General features: G+C 33.0%; 8 protein-coding genes. 2 read left to right on the top strand and 6 right to left on the bottom strand.

The window, feature by feature from the left end; all coding sequences use genetic code 11:
* Position 1: 1 nt before the first annotated feature.
* The gene (locus EPJ79_RS01705; protein ID WP_147738207.1) at positions 2-814 is read right to left on the bottom strand and encodes a pyridoxamine kinase; all 813 of its coding nucleotides are present in this window, start codon (positions 812-814) and stop codon (positions 2-4) included.
* A 444-nt stretch (positions 815-1,258) separates the two neighbouring features.
* On the opposite strand from EPJ79_RS01705, the gene EPJ79_RS01700 reads away from it, so the two are divergent.
* Entirely contained in the window at positions 1,259-2,311 is a 1,053-nt protein-coding gene (locus EPJ79_RS01700; protein WP_147738206.1) for a hypothetical protein, read from the top strand.
* 269 nt (positions 2,312-2,580) lie between these two features.
* Positions 2,581-4,857, top strand: coding sequence for a heavy metal translocating P-type ATPase (locus tag EPJ79_RS01695; RefSeq protein WP_147738205.1), 2,277 nt, complete (start codon positions 2,581-2,583; stop codon positions 4,855-4,857).
* A gap of 79 nt (positions 4,858-4,936) precedes the next feature.
* Here EPJ79_RS01695 and EPJ79_RS01690 read toward each other — a convergent pair whose 3' ends face one another.
* The 5 genes from EPJ79_RS01690 to EPJ79_RS01670 form a co-directional block, all read right to left on the bottom strand.
* A complete protein-coding gene (locus EPJ79_RS01690) occupies positions 4,937-8,077 on the bottom strand; it encodes an efflux RND transporter permease subunit (RefSeq protein WP_147738204.1) in 3,141 nt (1,046 codons plus the stop codon).
* A gap of 37 nt (positions 8,078-8,114) precedes the next feature.
* Complete coding sequence (locus EPJ79_RS01685) at positions 8,115-9,395, bottom strand: efflux RND transporter periplasmic adaptor subunit (RefSeq protein WP_147738203.1); 1,281 nt, start codon at positions 9,393-9,395, stop codon at positions 8,115-8,117.
* A gap of 45 nt (positions 9,396-9,440) precedes the next feature.
* Positions 9,441-10,796 carry a TolC family protein gene (locus EPJ79_RS01680; RefSeq protein ID WP_147738202.1) on the bottom strand — a complete coding sequence of 452 codons (1,356 nt, stop codon included), beginning with the start codon at positions 10,794-10,796 and terminating at the stop codon, positions 9,441-9,443.
* A 170-nt stretch (positions 10,797-10,966) separates the two neighbouring features.
* On the bottom strand, positions 10,967-14,107 hold the full coding sequence (locus EPJ79_RS01675) for an efflux RND transporter permease subunit (RefSeq protein ID WP_147738201.1): 3,141 nt from the start codon (positions 14,105-14,107) through the stop codon (positions 10,967-10,969).
* A gap of 83 nt (positions 14,108-14,190) precedes the next feature.
* Positions 14,191-14,625 (bottom strand): PepSY-like domain-containing protein, encoded by a 435-nt coding sequence (locus tag EPJ79_RS01670; RefSeq protein ID WP_147738200.1) that lies wholly within the window; start codon positions 14,623-14,625, stop codon positions 14,191-14,193.
* Positions 14,626-14,627 lie beyond the last annotated feature (2 nt).

The following is a 14,627-nucleotide window of genomic DNA, read 5'->3' as shown; positions in this document are numbered from 1 at the left end:
ATTAAAGTAAATTAAGTCTTTTTTCTATAGCGATTCCAAATAATCTATCGTCTTTTTCTTCAACCGAAGCCTTTACCGAAGAATAAACAAATTTCGTAGCTTTATTTAATGCCTTTTCTATAGAGTTTCCGTTTAATATATATCCTAATAACGAAGAGCCAAAAGCGTCTCCCGTTCCTGGCATGCTTATATCAATTTTATTATAATATTTCGTTATAATTTTATTTTCACCAAAACATAAACAACCTAATTTATTTTCTTTTTCAACGCTTGTAACTATTACGGTTTTAGGTCCAATTTTAGATAATTTTTTAGCCATTTTTTCAATTTCTTTTTCATTATATTTTTTTGACGGGTCTTTATCTAATAAAACTGCAAGTTCCGTTATATTTGGAGTCGCTATCGTGGAATATTTTAATAATCTCTTCATTGATTTTACATGTTCGTCAGACATTGAAGGATATAATTTTCCGTAATCTCCAAGTATTGGGTCTAAAAGAACGGTTTTAAAATTAAAATGCTTTATTATATCGATAACTATTTCGGGTTGTTTTCCTGAAGATAGCCAACCTATATAAAAAGCGTCAAATTTTGGTTTTCTTAATTTTAATTCTTTTACTATCGCTTCTAATTCTTCCGTTAAATTAAAAGCGCAAAAAGTTTCAAAAGCAGTGTGATTTGAAAGTAAAACGCTTATAAGAGGCGAAACCTTTATTCCAAAAGCCGACAAAACGGGAATATTAACCGTTAAAGAAGCTTTTCCGTAAGAGCATAAATCGTTTATAATTAAAACGCTTAAATCTTTTTTATTCATAAAATACCGCTTGTTTTTTATAAGATTAAAAAATCGTAATATATGCTATATGATATTTTTAATTTGTCAATGATTAAATAAGCAGCGAAAATTTGACTCCATCAATTTTAATTTTTTGACTTTACTTATATTTTTTTACTTCATAAAAAAACCGTCATTGCAATACTACTTTTTGCCGTCATTGCGAGGCTATTTATAGCCGAAGCAATTCACATTTGAAAAGTTAAATTTAGAAATTTAGTTTTTTAGTATAATGAATTCTATTAAAAATAGATTATTTAGGTATTTTCAATATCTTACAATGACAATAAAAAAATTAATTCTAAAATAAAAAAAATTCTTGACTTTTTTAAAATATTTATTATCTTATAAATATAAGGTTAATAAAATCTTATAAAATAAATATTTAAAGTCGAGGATGGAAACCTTGACGAGGAGATTCTTATGTTTAAGTCAAAATTATTGTGGAGAATGGCTGTTATAATTTTAGTAGTTGCATTCTCTGCAGCAACGATTGTTTCTTGTGGTGGCGATACCCCAACTCAATCGACTTCTTTATCTACTTCTAGTGGTGGCGGAACAGGTTCTGGTGGCGGAACTACTGGCGGCGGAACGGGTTCTGGTGGCGGAACTACTGGCGGCGGAACAGGTTCAATTACTCTTCCAGAAGAAGCTGGCTCAGTATATACGGTTGATGTTCCTTTTGCAAGTTCTCAAAAAGTTTCAGTAGACTACAGAGATTGTGCAAAACTAAATCAATTATGGCTCGACCAAATTAACAGAAAAGCCGCTAATGACGGTAAAGTTTTCGCAATTAGAAATGGTAGAAATCCTCATGGACCTAATGATTTCCAAAAAAGCTTACCAGCAAAAGACGAAAAAGGAAATCTACAAGATTACTACTATTTTGCTTCTAACGGCGATATTTACTATAAACCAGATAACAGATTAATCAAACAATTTGTAGGAGCGGTTATAGTAGATTATGTAAATTGCACTGCAAAGAGATATGGATGGGCAGATAGCGTAACGCATGAATATGCTCATACGGGACAATGGACAGTTGGAGCTATTTATAAAATGGCTATAGGCGAAGGTGACGCTGAAAGAATATATGGAAAAGGCGGAAGCGCTAAAAACGCAGTTCATACATTTATAGAAGCTAATATAACTTTGTCTAAATTCTGGAATGGCGTTTATCATGAAGAGATATACTTTACGAGACAGTTCCCAAGAGGTTATTTAGAAGTTTTGGTTATGAATCCACAGGCTAATGAAGGCTTAAGCGGTTGCGCAGGCGTTGATTCTTACTATTGGTGGTGGGAAGGACCTGACAGAAACCAAGATAACAGATTTGAAAAAATGCAAGATTATAGACTATATTTAGGTAAAAAACCTCAAGAATTAGTTAAAACATTTACAAGATATGTAAAATTCACAGATTCTTGGAATACGCCTTGGTGGAATTACATGTTCATACCAGGAAGTCCTAATTAATTTGGGAATATAATTTTAAGGGGTTTATCCGAAAGGGTAAGCCTCTTTTTTTTAACTTTATTTTTTCTTATCACTACGATGCATTGAAAATGTCAAAACAATACGCTTACTCTGTCATTGCTAGGACGAAGTCAGCGACATAGTCGGAGAGAGTTAATTTTTAAAATTTATACAAAGCTAAATATTTTATATATAGTAAAAAAATATTTTTATGTTATAATTGTTAGATAACTTTAACAATTATAAAAAATTATTTTTGGAGATATAAAATGAAAATGACATTAAGAATAGGCGGAATGCATTGCGCCGCATGTTCGAGAGCTGTTGAAAGAGCTTTAAAAAAAACGGAAGGAGTAAAAGAGGCAAATGTAAATATAGCGACAGAAAAAGCCGTTTTGGTATTTGACGATAAAAAATTAAAATATAAAGATATTGTAAATACGATAGTAAAATCAGGTTATCAGGTTATCGGTAAAGAAGAAGATATTTCAGAAAAAAAAGCTAAAGAAATTAAAGAGCAAAAAATAAGATTAATTATTTCTGCAATATTTTCAATTCCTTTATTTTATATTTCAATGTCTCCAATGATAAAATTTATAAAACTTCCGCTGCCAGAAATTTTATCGCATCATTCCAATCCTCAAATATTTTCAATAGTAGCGATTATATTATGCATTCCCGTTATGGTTTCTGGTTATAAATTTTATACTTTAGGATTTCCCGCTTTATTCAGAGGCTCGCCGAATATGGATTCTCTCGTTGCAATAGGAACTACGGCGTCTTTTGTTTATAGCGTTTATTCAAGTATTTTGTCTTTTATAGGACTTAATCCGCATGGAGATAATTTATATTATGAATCAGCGGCGGTTATAATTACTCTCGTTCAATTTGGAAAATATTTAGAGGCAAGAAGCAAAGGAAAAACGGGAGAAGCTATAAAAAAACTTATGGGACTTCAACCTAAAATGGCAAGAGTAATTGAAAACGGAGAAGAGAAAGAAATAAAAATTGAAGATTTAAAAGTCGGAAATATTTTGATTGTTCGTCCTGGAGAGAAAATTCCCGTTGACGGAGAGATAATTGAAGGCTATAGTTCGGTTGATGAATCTATGCTTACGGGAGAGAGCATTCCTATAGAAAAAAATATTGGCGATAAAGTAGTTGGCGCTTCAATAAATAAAACGGGAACTTTTAAGCTCAAAGCTACAAAAGTTGGAGAAGAGACGGCGCTCGCTCAAATAATAAAATTAGTAGAAGATGCACAAGGTTCAAAAGCGCCGATTTCTCATATTGCCGATGTAGTTTCGTCATATTTCGTGCCAGCCGTTATAACGATTGCTTTAATTTCGGCAATAGCTTGGTTTATAGCTACTCATAATTTTGTTTTTTCTTTAACGGTATTCGTATCAGTTTTGGTTATTGCTTGTCCATGCGCTTTGGGATTAGCCACGCCTACCGCTATAATGGTTGGAACGGGAAAAGGAGCGGAACTTGGAATTTTATTTAAGAATGCAGAAGCTTTAGAATTATCTCAAAAAATAAACGCCGTTATGTTCGATAAAACGGGAACATTAACGGAAGGTAAACCTTATCTAACCGATATTATTTCAAATAATAAAGAAAGATTATTATTACTTACGGCAAGCGCAGAAAACGGAAGCGAGCATCCTTTGGGAGAAGCGATAGTTAGAGAAGCGAAAGAAAAAAATATTAAACTTTTGCAAGTGGAAAATTTTAAAGCTTTATCGGGTTTTGGAATAGACGCCATTATAGACGGAAAAAGAATTTTAATCGGAAATAAAAAATTAATGGAAAAAGAAAGTATATTGGTAGAATTATTTTTAAACGAAGCCGAAAAACTTTCAAAAGAAGGAAAAACTCCAATGTATATAGCCGAAGACGGAAAACTTTTAGGAATAATAGCATGCGCCGATAAATTAAAAAAAGACAGTATTGAAACTATAAACAGACTTCATAAATTAAATATAAAAACGATTATGATAACGGGAGACAATAAAAATACGGCAAACGCAATTGCAAATGAAACGGGAATCGATATCGCTCTTTCTGAAGTTTTACCCGAAGAAAAATCAAAAGAAGTGAAAAAACTTCAAGAAAAAAATTGTATTGTGGCTATGGTTGGAGACGGAATAAATGACGCCCCCGCTTTAACTCAAGCGAATGTTGGAATAGCGATTGGAAGCGGAACTGATGTCGCTATTGAAAGCGCCGATATAGTATTGGTTAAATCTAAAACAAAAGATGTTGTGACCGCGATAGAATTAAGCAAGGCTACTATGCGAGATATTAAGCAGAATCTTTTTTGGGCTTTTTGTTATAATGTTTTGGGAATACCCGTTGCCGCGGGATTATTGCATATATTTAGAGAGAGTTTGATTAATTCGTCAATCGGCAATTTTTTAGTAGCGATAATGGGAAAAGATTTATTATTAAATCCTATATTTGCCGCGCTTGCTATGAGTTTAAGTTCAGTTTGCGTGGTTGCTAACGCTTTGAGATTAAATTTTTTTAAGCCTAGTAAATAATATTTAAATTAATAAAAGTCGCAAGCTATATTAAAATTAATAATAGTTTACGACTTTATTTATTAAATTTATTAACTAATTATTTATCCGCCGTTCCCAAAGCGTCATCAATATTTTCATTCTTTTCAATGCTTTCAATATCTTTAGCCGCGTAATCTTTTAACGGAATTCTATTTCTTATAGCCGCATAAACTGTAGGAACTATAACCAAAGTAAACATTGTAGAAATTGTAAGCCCGCCTAATAAAGCCAAAGCCAAAGGTCTATACATTTCATTTCCGCTTCCGCTACTTAAAGCCATAGGCAAAAGCCCCAGTATAGTGGTTAGAGAAGTCATTAAAACTGGACGCAATCTTCTTGGTCCTGCAATCATAGCGGCTTCATCTCCGTTTATCTTTTTCTCTTGCATTAATTGATTCATATAGTCGATTAAAACTATTCCGTTATTAACTACAACTCCGATTAAAACTATAATTCCAATTCCGCTATAAACGCTCAATGTTTCGCCTCCTATAAGAAGTAAAATAAGAGAGCCAGCAAAACCGAAAGGAATTGCTAAAGCTATAACGAAAGGCGCGATATAAGATTCAAATTGAGTTGCCATAACCGCATAAACCAAAACTAAAGCCAAAATTACAGCTTGTAAAAGTTGTCCGAAAGCTTCCTGCATATCCTCGTAATCTCCAGAATAATTTATACTAAATCCAGAAGGCATAAAGACTTTTGAATTGATAGCCGATTGAACATCTTCCATAATTTGATTCATAGGACGCCCATAACCCGAAGCCGTTACGGTAGTTATTCTGCTATCGTCTTTTCTATCAATTACCGTAGGTCCAAAAGTTTTATCTATGCTCGCTATTGAAGAAACGGGAACCATTCCAGCCGAAGTAGGAATAAGCATTCTTTTAACATCGTCTACATTTATTCTGTCTCTTTCGTTTAATTGAACTTGAACATCGATATCGGTATTTGCCGAACCTTCTGGCGTCATTCTTGTGGCTTTAGTGCCTCCGAAACTCGTTTTAATAGAATTGGCAACCGTGCTTATATTTAATCCCATTTTTGAAGCTAAATCTCTATTTATAGAAATATTAAGCTCGGGACTTGAATCGTCTCTTTTCAAACGAATATCTCTCAATCCTTTAACATCTTCCAAAGCCGCTATAATATTATTTCCCAAATCTACCGCTCTGTCTAAATCTTCTCCTATTATTTCAATATCTATTCCTCCAGAGTCGCCTCCGCGTCCGCCCATAGTATTATTTACGGTATCGACATTAATTTTAGCGGGATAGCTTATCAATTTATTTCTAACAAGCTCGACATATTCTTTAGTTTCAATTTTTCTGCCTTTATCCTTATCTATTAATTTAACTCTCAACTCTCCTCTATTAGCCGAAGAACCGTATCTAACTCTCGTCTGTATTCTCTCCATATCGTCTCCTAATACATCCATTATATCTTTTTCCATTCTATCTATAAAAGAGCCTGTTTGTTCTATTCTCGTTCCAACAGGCATTGTAACATTTGCTTGAAATTGTCCTTCATCGGCTTCAGGAAAACCTTCTTTTCCTATAAATATAAGTCCTATAACTATTATAGCCATAATTATGCTTATAATTGGAATTAAAACTCTATTCTTATGTTTTACCGAATAAGTCAATATTTTATCATAAATATTATTAACTTTTGAATGAAAATGTTTATCAAAGAAATTTTCAAATTTGTATAAATGTTTTGATTTCTTGCTCGTTATTAATCTTGCTCCAAGCATTGGCACTATAGTTAAAGCAACCGCCAAAGAAGCAAGCAAAGAAACCGTAACCGTAATACATAAATCTCTAAACATCTGCCCCGTCATTCCTTCAACGAATAAGAAAGGCAAGAAAACGGCTATTGTCGTTAGAGTTGACGCCGATATTGCGAGCGCTACGGTATATGTTCCGTCTATTGCCGCGGAATATTTTCCGTATCCGCTATTTCTATAGAAAAATATATTCTCCAAAACAACTATAGAATTGTCTACCATCATTCCTATTCCCAAAACTAGTCCCGAAAGCGAAACTATATTCAAAGTAATATCCATAAAATACATTAAAGTAAAAGTCACTATTATAGACATAGGAATAGATATAGCAATTATGGCGACTGTTCTAAATTTCCATAAATAAATCATAAGAATTATTACTGCAAAAAGTCCGCCCTGCCAAGCGGCGTCCAATACTCCCGCAATAGAATCATTAACCGTATCGGCGGTATTAAAAAGAACTTCGTATTTAATTCCTTCGGGCAAATTCAAATTATCTAGCTGTTTTTTAATAGAGTCAGAAACTCCAACGGTATTCGCTCCAGATTCTTTATTTATCGAAACAGAAACGGCGGGCGCTCCGTTTACTTTAACTATATCCATATCTTCATCGTAGCCTTCGTAAATATTCGCTATATCTCTTAATCTTATAGGAGTATTATTTTCTTTTAACGCTACAACAACCGTTCCGATATCGCTTACCGTTTTAAACTCTCCCGTAGTTCTTAAAGTATATTTATAAACTCCTTCGTAAGTTTGTCCTCCCGCCAAGTTTTGATTTTCGCGAGCAAGCGTGGACACAATAGTATTAATATCGAGTCCGTAAGCCTGAAGTCTATTCATATCGACATCGACTTTTATTTGAGTTTTTAGTCCTCCCCAAATTTCAGCCATTGCGACTCCGCCGACTTGCTTTATTCTGTTTAATATTTGATTGTCTACCAAATCGTATAAAGCGGATAAATTATCCGTTCCGTAAAAAGCTATAGCCATAACGGGAATATTGTCGGTAGAAAATTTATAAACAGCGGGACTTTCCGCATCGTCTGGCAAAGAACTTCTTATTCTGTCTAAAGCTTCTCTTATATCGGCGGTTGCGCTCGATAAATCGCTTCCCCAATTAAATTCTATAAAAACGCTCGATATTCCCTCTCTTGAGGAAGATGTTATTGTTTTAACATTATTAATTCCCGAAACGGCACTTTCGATTAATCTCGTTACCGATTTTTCAACCTCTTCTGGTCCCGCATTATCATAAGTCGTCCTCACGCTTATAAATGGAAGTTCCATATTTGGCAAAAAGTCTACGGGCAATCTCGATAAACTCACTATTCCCAAAATTACTATAGCGACAATACCCATGCAAACCGCTACGGGCTTTTTTACTACTAATTCGATAAAACTTCTCATTGATATTCTCCTTAATTATTATTTATTTTATAACTAATTAACCGCCTACGGAATAAACTTCGTTAATCTCTTCGTTATTATTTGTATTCGTTCCTTCTACTATATCCGATTTTAAAGAATTAGAATTATTAATATTATTGGTGCTTAAATTATTCGTATTATTAATAAGCGGAGTTTGAATAACATTTTCTTTTTTTGTTTTTTGAGTATTATTTTGATTTGTAGAACTATTTTTTTGTTTTATAGTTCTATCGTTATTAACTCTATTATTCGTATTTGCTGAAACTTGCGCATTATTATTTGTTGAGGCATTCGTTATTATTGTATTTGTTTCTATAGAATCTGAAGGAGTTATATATTCCATAATCGTAGGGTCGTTTTCTATTCTATTAACTAAAGAACCGTCTTTTAAGAATTCTCTACCAAACATAACGACTTCCTCGCCGTCTTCAAGTCCGCCGCTTAAAGCCACTTTATCCTTTGAAACAAATAATATATTTACCTCTCTCGTATAAGCTCTATATTTAGAGTTAGTATTTTCGCTTTCTGTAATATTTCCGTCTTTAGGAACTACGCTATCTCCTTTTACTACATATATATAATTTTTTCCCAAATCATCGCTAAATACCGCGCTATTTGGTATAACGAATACATTATTTGCAGAATTTAATAAAATAGAAACATCGGAAAACATTCCAGGCAAAAGTAATCTGTCTTTATTGTCTATTAAGGCTTTAACCATTAAAGTTCTTGTTGAAGGATTAACCGCATAATCTCTCTTTGTTATTTTAGCCTCAATCTCTTTATTTGGAGAAGAAGGCACTCTTATAAATACCGACTGCCCTAATTCTATTCCCGTAATCGACCTTTCGGGAACTTGTATTTCAACTTCTAATTTGCTAATATCCGCCACATTTGCAATTGGAGTTGAAGCCGCTATTGAAGCGCCAACAGCCATATAAGTAGTTGTAACATATCCCGCTATCGGAGTTCTTGCGGGAGCGTATGCATAATTTGCGCCTATTACGAATCTGTCAATTAAAGCTATAGTGTCTCCTTTTTTAACAAAACTTCCTTCATATTTAAGAATATTTGCTATTTTTCCAGGAACATCGGAAGATATTTCCACTTCTTTAATAGCCTTAATTTCAGCCGACAAATCCAAATATTCGTTTAGATTCTGTCTTATCGGAGCTGCAACCAAAACGCTTATAGGATTTTCTTTTCTTTGCAAATCTTCTTTTTTCTTACAAGATATAAATAACAATGTAAAGAAAACGAAAAAAACTAAAATATTAATTTTATTTTTTAAACTCATAATTTTTAATCTCCTAATTAATAATATTAAATCGTTTATATAAATCTAAATTCCTAAAAGTTTAAGAACCTGAAGAGCGCTTGACAAATATTCATAAATAGCTTGCAAATACGAAAGTTGAGCGTTCAAATAAGTTACTTCCGCATCATTCACTTCAAGCATAGAAATACTTCCGCCTCTATATTGTCTCTCTGCCATTTGTAATGCATAAGCCGCCGTCCTTGCATTTTCAGCCTGCGATTCTAAATTCAATGCTTGCGAGCGAGCCGTTGATATTAAATCTCTGCTGCTAACCTCTATAGTGTCTCTTAACTGCGAATAATTTAATTCCATCTGTTTTATACTCAAATCTATCTGTTCCGCCGCCTTTGCCGTTGAAGAAAAAGGAAGAAGAGAATCGAGATAATAATTTAGAGAAAAACCAACTCCCCAATTAAATTGTCCTTTTCTATCCGCATAACCTTTATAATCTCTTAATTTATCCGCTTTGCTTACTCCGACTGTCGCGTTTCCCGTTAGCGTGGGCCACAAATAACTTCTTGCAACTTTTTTATTATATTCGAGCATTTGCAAATTATTTTCCATATTGTTTAATTCTACATTATTATTCATTATAATAGTAAGCAAATCGTCATATTCCATATCGGGAATTATTATATTTGTAGCGTCCAAAATATTTCCTATTAATTCAACTTCATCCGCAATATTGGTAAGTCCTATTTGTCGGATAAATGTTAATTTTAAACTTTGGTATTGATTGCTTAAAGTAACAACTTGAGGTTTTGTATTTTCGTATTGAACTTTTGAATTTAAATATTCGTATTCTGAAACCTGCCCATTTCTATATTGAATATAATTATAATTCATTCTATTGCTATAATTTAATTGAGATTGCAAATAAACTTTATAATTTTCTTGAGCTATAAAAGTGTTATAAAATGCAAGTTTTGTATTTAAATCTACGCTTTTAGCGTTATCATAATAAGTGTTTTTCTTCATTTTTAAATTTATATCGTTAGCTTTATCCGTATTCCAATTTTTAAATCCCGTAAAAAGCGTTTTCGATAAAGTGGCGTTTGCGCTCCAAGTCGTTGAACTTGAAGAAAGTTCCGAACCCAATTCTTGCTGTTCGCCTAAATTAACGCTTCCGCCAACCGAAAGAGAAGGCAAAAATAAATCGGAAAAAGAAGCGTCCTTTTGAGCTTGAGCTATTCTAACATCGTATTCCGATTGTTTAAGCGTTTTATCGTTCTCGGAAGCTATTTTTAAGGCATCTTCCAAATTTATTCTTACTTTTATATTATTTGTATTTGCAGAAGTTTCATTAGTATAATTGTTATCTTGAGCGTATATAATAAAACTAAAAAGCAAAAATAAAAATAAAAATAAATAAAATCTCACAATAAACTCCGTTGTTTAAGGATAGTTTACAATATTTAATAAACGATTATTATAAACTTCAAATTAAAAATATCAATATATAATTTTCTATATTTTATTAGACGAATAACTTTTAAAAAAGTTCCCTATCTGATTTAATAACAAAAATTTATATTTTTAGTAAAAATCTATTATTCTCCAATATCTCCTAAAGCGTCTTCAATATTCGCTTTATTTTCAATGCTTGCCGTATCTTTAGCGGCATAATCTTTAAGCGGAATTCTATTTCTTATCGCAGCATAAACGGTTGGAACTATTACCAAAGTAAACATTGTCGAAACGGTAAGTCCGCCTAATAACGCTATTGATAAAGGTTTATACATTTCGTTTCCTTCTCCGCTCGCCAAAGCCATAGGCAAAAGTCCTAATATTGTAGTAAGCGAAGTCATTAAAACAGGACGCAATCTTCTTGGTCCTGCAATTAACGCCGCCTTATCTCCGTTTATTTTCTTTTCATGCATTAATTGATTCATATAATCTATTAAGACAATTCCGTTATTAACTACAACTCCGATTAAAACTATTATTCCAATTCCGCTATAAACGCTTAAAGTTTGTCTCGTAATTAATAATAACAAAATTGAACCAGCAAAACCAAAAGGAATAGCCAAAGCGATAACGAAAGGCGCAATATAAGATTCAAATTGAGTTGCCATAACCGCATAAACTAAAACCAAAGCTAAAATTATAGCTTGCAAGAGTTGAGCGAAAGCGTCCTGCATATCCTCGTAATCGCCCGAATAATTTATACTGAAGCCAGAAGGAATAAAGACTTTTGAATTAATAGCCGATTGAACATCAGCCATTATTCTATCCATAGCTCTTCCCTCGCCCGAAGCCGTTATTGTGATTATTCTGCTATCGTCTTTTCTGTCAATAGCCGTAGGTCCGAAAGTCTTTTTTATATCGGCAATCGAAGATATTGGAACTATTCCAAATGAAGTGGGGATAAGCATTCTTTTAATATCGTCTATATTTATTCTATCTCTCTGATTTAATTGAACTTGAACATCCAAATCGGTATGAAGAGAACCGTCTGGAGTCATTCTTGTAGCAGTAGTTCCGCCGAAACCCGTTTTAATAGAACTAGCTACAGTTTTCATATTAAGTCCCATTTTTGAAGCCAAATCTCTATTAATAGAAATATTAAGCTCGGGATTTGAATCGTCTCTTCTTAAACGAACATCTTTAAGTCCTTCCACATCTTCCAAAGCGACTAAAATTTTTTCAGCCAAATCTATTCCTCTGTCTAAATCTTCGCCGACAATATCGATATCTATTCCATCAGAAGACGAATTTCCCATAATTTTTGTTGAAGTTATTAATTTTAAGCTTATTTTCGCAGGATAAACCGATAATTTTTTTCTTGATAAACCCATATATTTTAAAGTAGATAATTTTCTTCCTTCAGATTTATCTCTTAATTGAACTCTTATCTCTCCTTTATTTGCCGAAGAACCGTATCTAACTCTAGTCTGTATTCTCTTCAAATCTTCTCCTATAGCCTCTTCAATATCTTTGCCCATTCTTTCTACAAAAGATTTAGTTTGTTCTTTTCTCGTTCCAACGGGCATTGTAACCTTTGCTTGAAATTGTCCTTCGTCAGAAACGGGAAAACCTTCTTTTCCTATAAATATTAAACCTATAATTATAATAGCAAAAACTATGCTTAAAGTAGGAATTAAAACTCTATTTTTATGATTAACCGAATAAGTCAATATTTTATTATAAACAAAATTAACTTTAGAATGAAAATATTTATTAAAAAAGTTTTCAAATTTAGCCAATCTTTTTGATTTCTTACCCGTGATTAATCTCGCTCCAAGCATTGGAACTATAGTCAAAGCGACTCCAAGAGAAGCTATCATAGAAACCGTCACAGTAATGCATAAATCTCTAAACATTTGTCCCGTTTGTCCTTGAACGAATAGAAAAGGCAAAAATACGGCGATTGTAGTTAAAGTTGACGCTAAAATAGCAAGAGATACCGTAAAAGTTCCTTCTATTGCCGAAGAATATTTTCCATAACCGTTATTTCTGTAGAAAAATATATTTTCCAAAACTACAATAGAATTATCAACCATCATACCAATTCCTAAAACCAATCCCGCCAAAGATATTATATTTAATGTAACTCCCATAAAATACATAATCGTAAAAGTGATTATTATCGACATTGGAATAGAAATCGCTATTATTGAAACCGTTCTAAAATTCCATAAATAAATCATAAGAATTATTACGGCAAAAAGTCCGCCCTGCCAAGCCGTATCCAAAACTCCCGATATTGATTTATTAACCGTGTCGGCATTATTAAAAAGAATTTCATATTTTATGCCTTCGGGCAAATTTAGTTTTTCAAGCTGCTTTTTTACCGCTTTTGAAACGGCAACCATATTCGCTCCCGATTCTTTATTTATTGAAATCGAAATTGCAGCCGTTCCGTTTACTTTAATTATATCCATTTTATCGTCATAGCCTTCGTAAATATGGGCTAATTCTCTTAATCTTATTGGCGTATTATTATTTTTTAAGGCGACTACGACAGTTCCTATATCGTCTATAGTTTTAAACTCTCCCGTAGTTCTTAATATATATTTATAAACTCCTTCGTAAGTTTCTCCTCCAGCTAAATTCTGATTTTCTTCTCCTAATGTTCTTACTATCGCATTAATATCGAGTCCATAAGCCTGAAGTCTATTCATATCAATATCGACTTTTATTTGACTTTTAAGTCCGCCTTTAATATCAGCCATCGCTACTCCTCCAACCTGCTCTATTTTATTTAATACATTATTATCAACCAAATTATAGAGAGCGGATAAATTTTCAGTTCCGTAAAAAGAAATTTCCATAACGGGAATATTATCAGTAGAAAATTTATAAACAGTCGGACTGTCGGCGTCATCAGGAAGATTTTTTCTTATTCTATCAAGAGCTTCTCTTATATCTGCCGTCGCGCTCGTCAAATCGCTTCCCCAATTAAATTCTATAGTAACTTTAGATTCTCCCTCTTTTGAAGAAGATGTTACAGACTTTACATTATTTACGCTCGAAACTGCGTTTTCAATCAATCTTGTCACGGATTTTTCAACCTCTTCTGGTCCTGCATTATCATAACTCGTTCTAACCGTTATATAAGGACGCTCGATATCGGGCAAAAAGTCAACGGGCAATCTCGTTAAGCTTATTACTCCTAAAATAACCAATGCGACTATTCCCATACAAACCCCAACGGGCTTTTTTACTATCAATTCAATAAAATTTTTCAAAATGAAACTCCATATTTTTTATATTAATTTCTTATAAAAAAAGGGGAATAAAAATATTTACTCCCCTTTACGACTTTTAGATATTAATCTAATTTTTCTCCCAAAACCTCTCCGTTATTGGATATATAGATTTCTCTTCTATTATCCAAACTTATCTCATAACTGCTATATTGTTTTTGAATTTTCAATATGCTCGCTTGCGGATATTTTTGTTTAAGAGCGTTTGAAACGGCATTAGGCAATAAAGTTTGAGCCAAAGGTTTATAAGGAGACGATATTTCTTTCCAATCTCCGTTTATAAAAAACTCAATCTCAATTCCGCTTTCTAAAGCGGCTTCAAAGTCGTTTCTGTTTTGTTCCGCATAAACTATAGGGTCGTTCGGAAAAGACTTTTTAATAAAATCTTGCGCCGCTTTAGGCAAACCCGAAGGTTGTATAACCACTCCAGCCAAAGCGCTTATGCTCGTTACGGATATAACCGTAATCACTAAAAATAATTTTTTTATTCGATTTGTCATAG

This window comes from Brachyspira aalborgi (genome assembly GCF_008016455.1).
GTDB lineage: Bacteria > Spirochaetota > Brachyspiria > Brachyspirales > Brachyspiraceae > Brachyspira > Brachyspira aalborgi.
This window is presented reverse-complemented; position numbering and strand designations above follow the sequence as displayed.

What these genes read in the sequence shown, in the direction of transcription:
- EPJ79_RS01700 (WP_147738206.1), top strand. Translation starts at nt 1,259, where the DNA reads ATGTTTAAGTCAAAATTATTGTGGAGAATGGCTGTTATAATTTTAGTA.
- EPJ79_RS01690 (WP_147738204.1), bottom strand. Translation starts at nt 8,077, where the DNA reads ATGAGAAGTTTTATCGAATTAGTAGTAAAAAAGCCCGTAGCGGTTTGC.
- EPJ79_RS01705 (WP_147738207.1), bottom strand. Translation starts at nt 814, where the DNA reads ATGAATAAAAAAGATTTAAGCGTTTTAATTATAAACGATTTATGCTCT.
- EPJ79_RS01685 (WP_147738203.1), bottom strand. Translation starts at nt 9,395, where the DNA reads ATGAGTTTAAAAAATAAAATTAATATTTTAGTTTTTTTCGTTTTCTTT.
- EPJ79_RS01695 (WP_147738205.1), top strand. Translation starts at nt 2,581, where the DNA reads ATGAAAATGACATTAAGAATAGGCGGAATGCATTGCGCCGCATGTTCG.
- EPJ79_RS01670 (WP_147738200.1), bottom strand. Translation starts at nt 14,625, where the DNA reads ATGACAAATCGAATAAAAAAATTATTTTTAGTGATTACGGTTATATCC.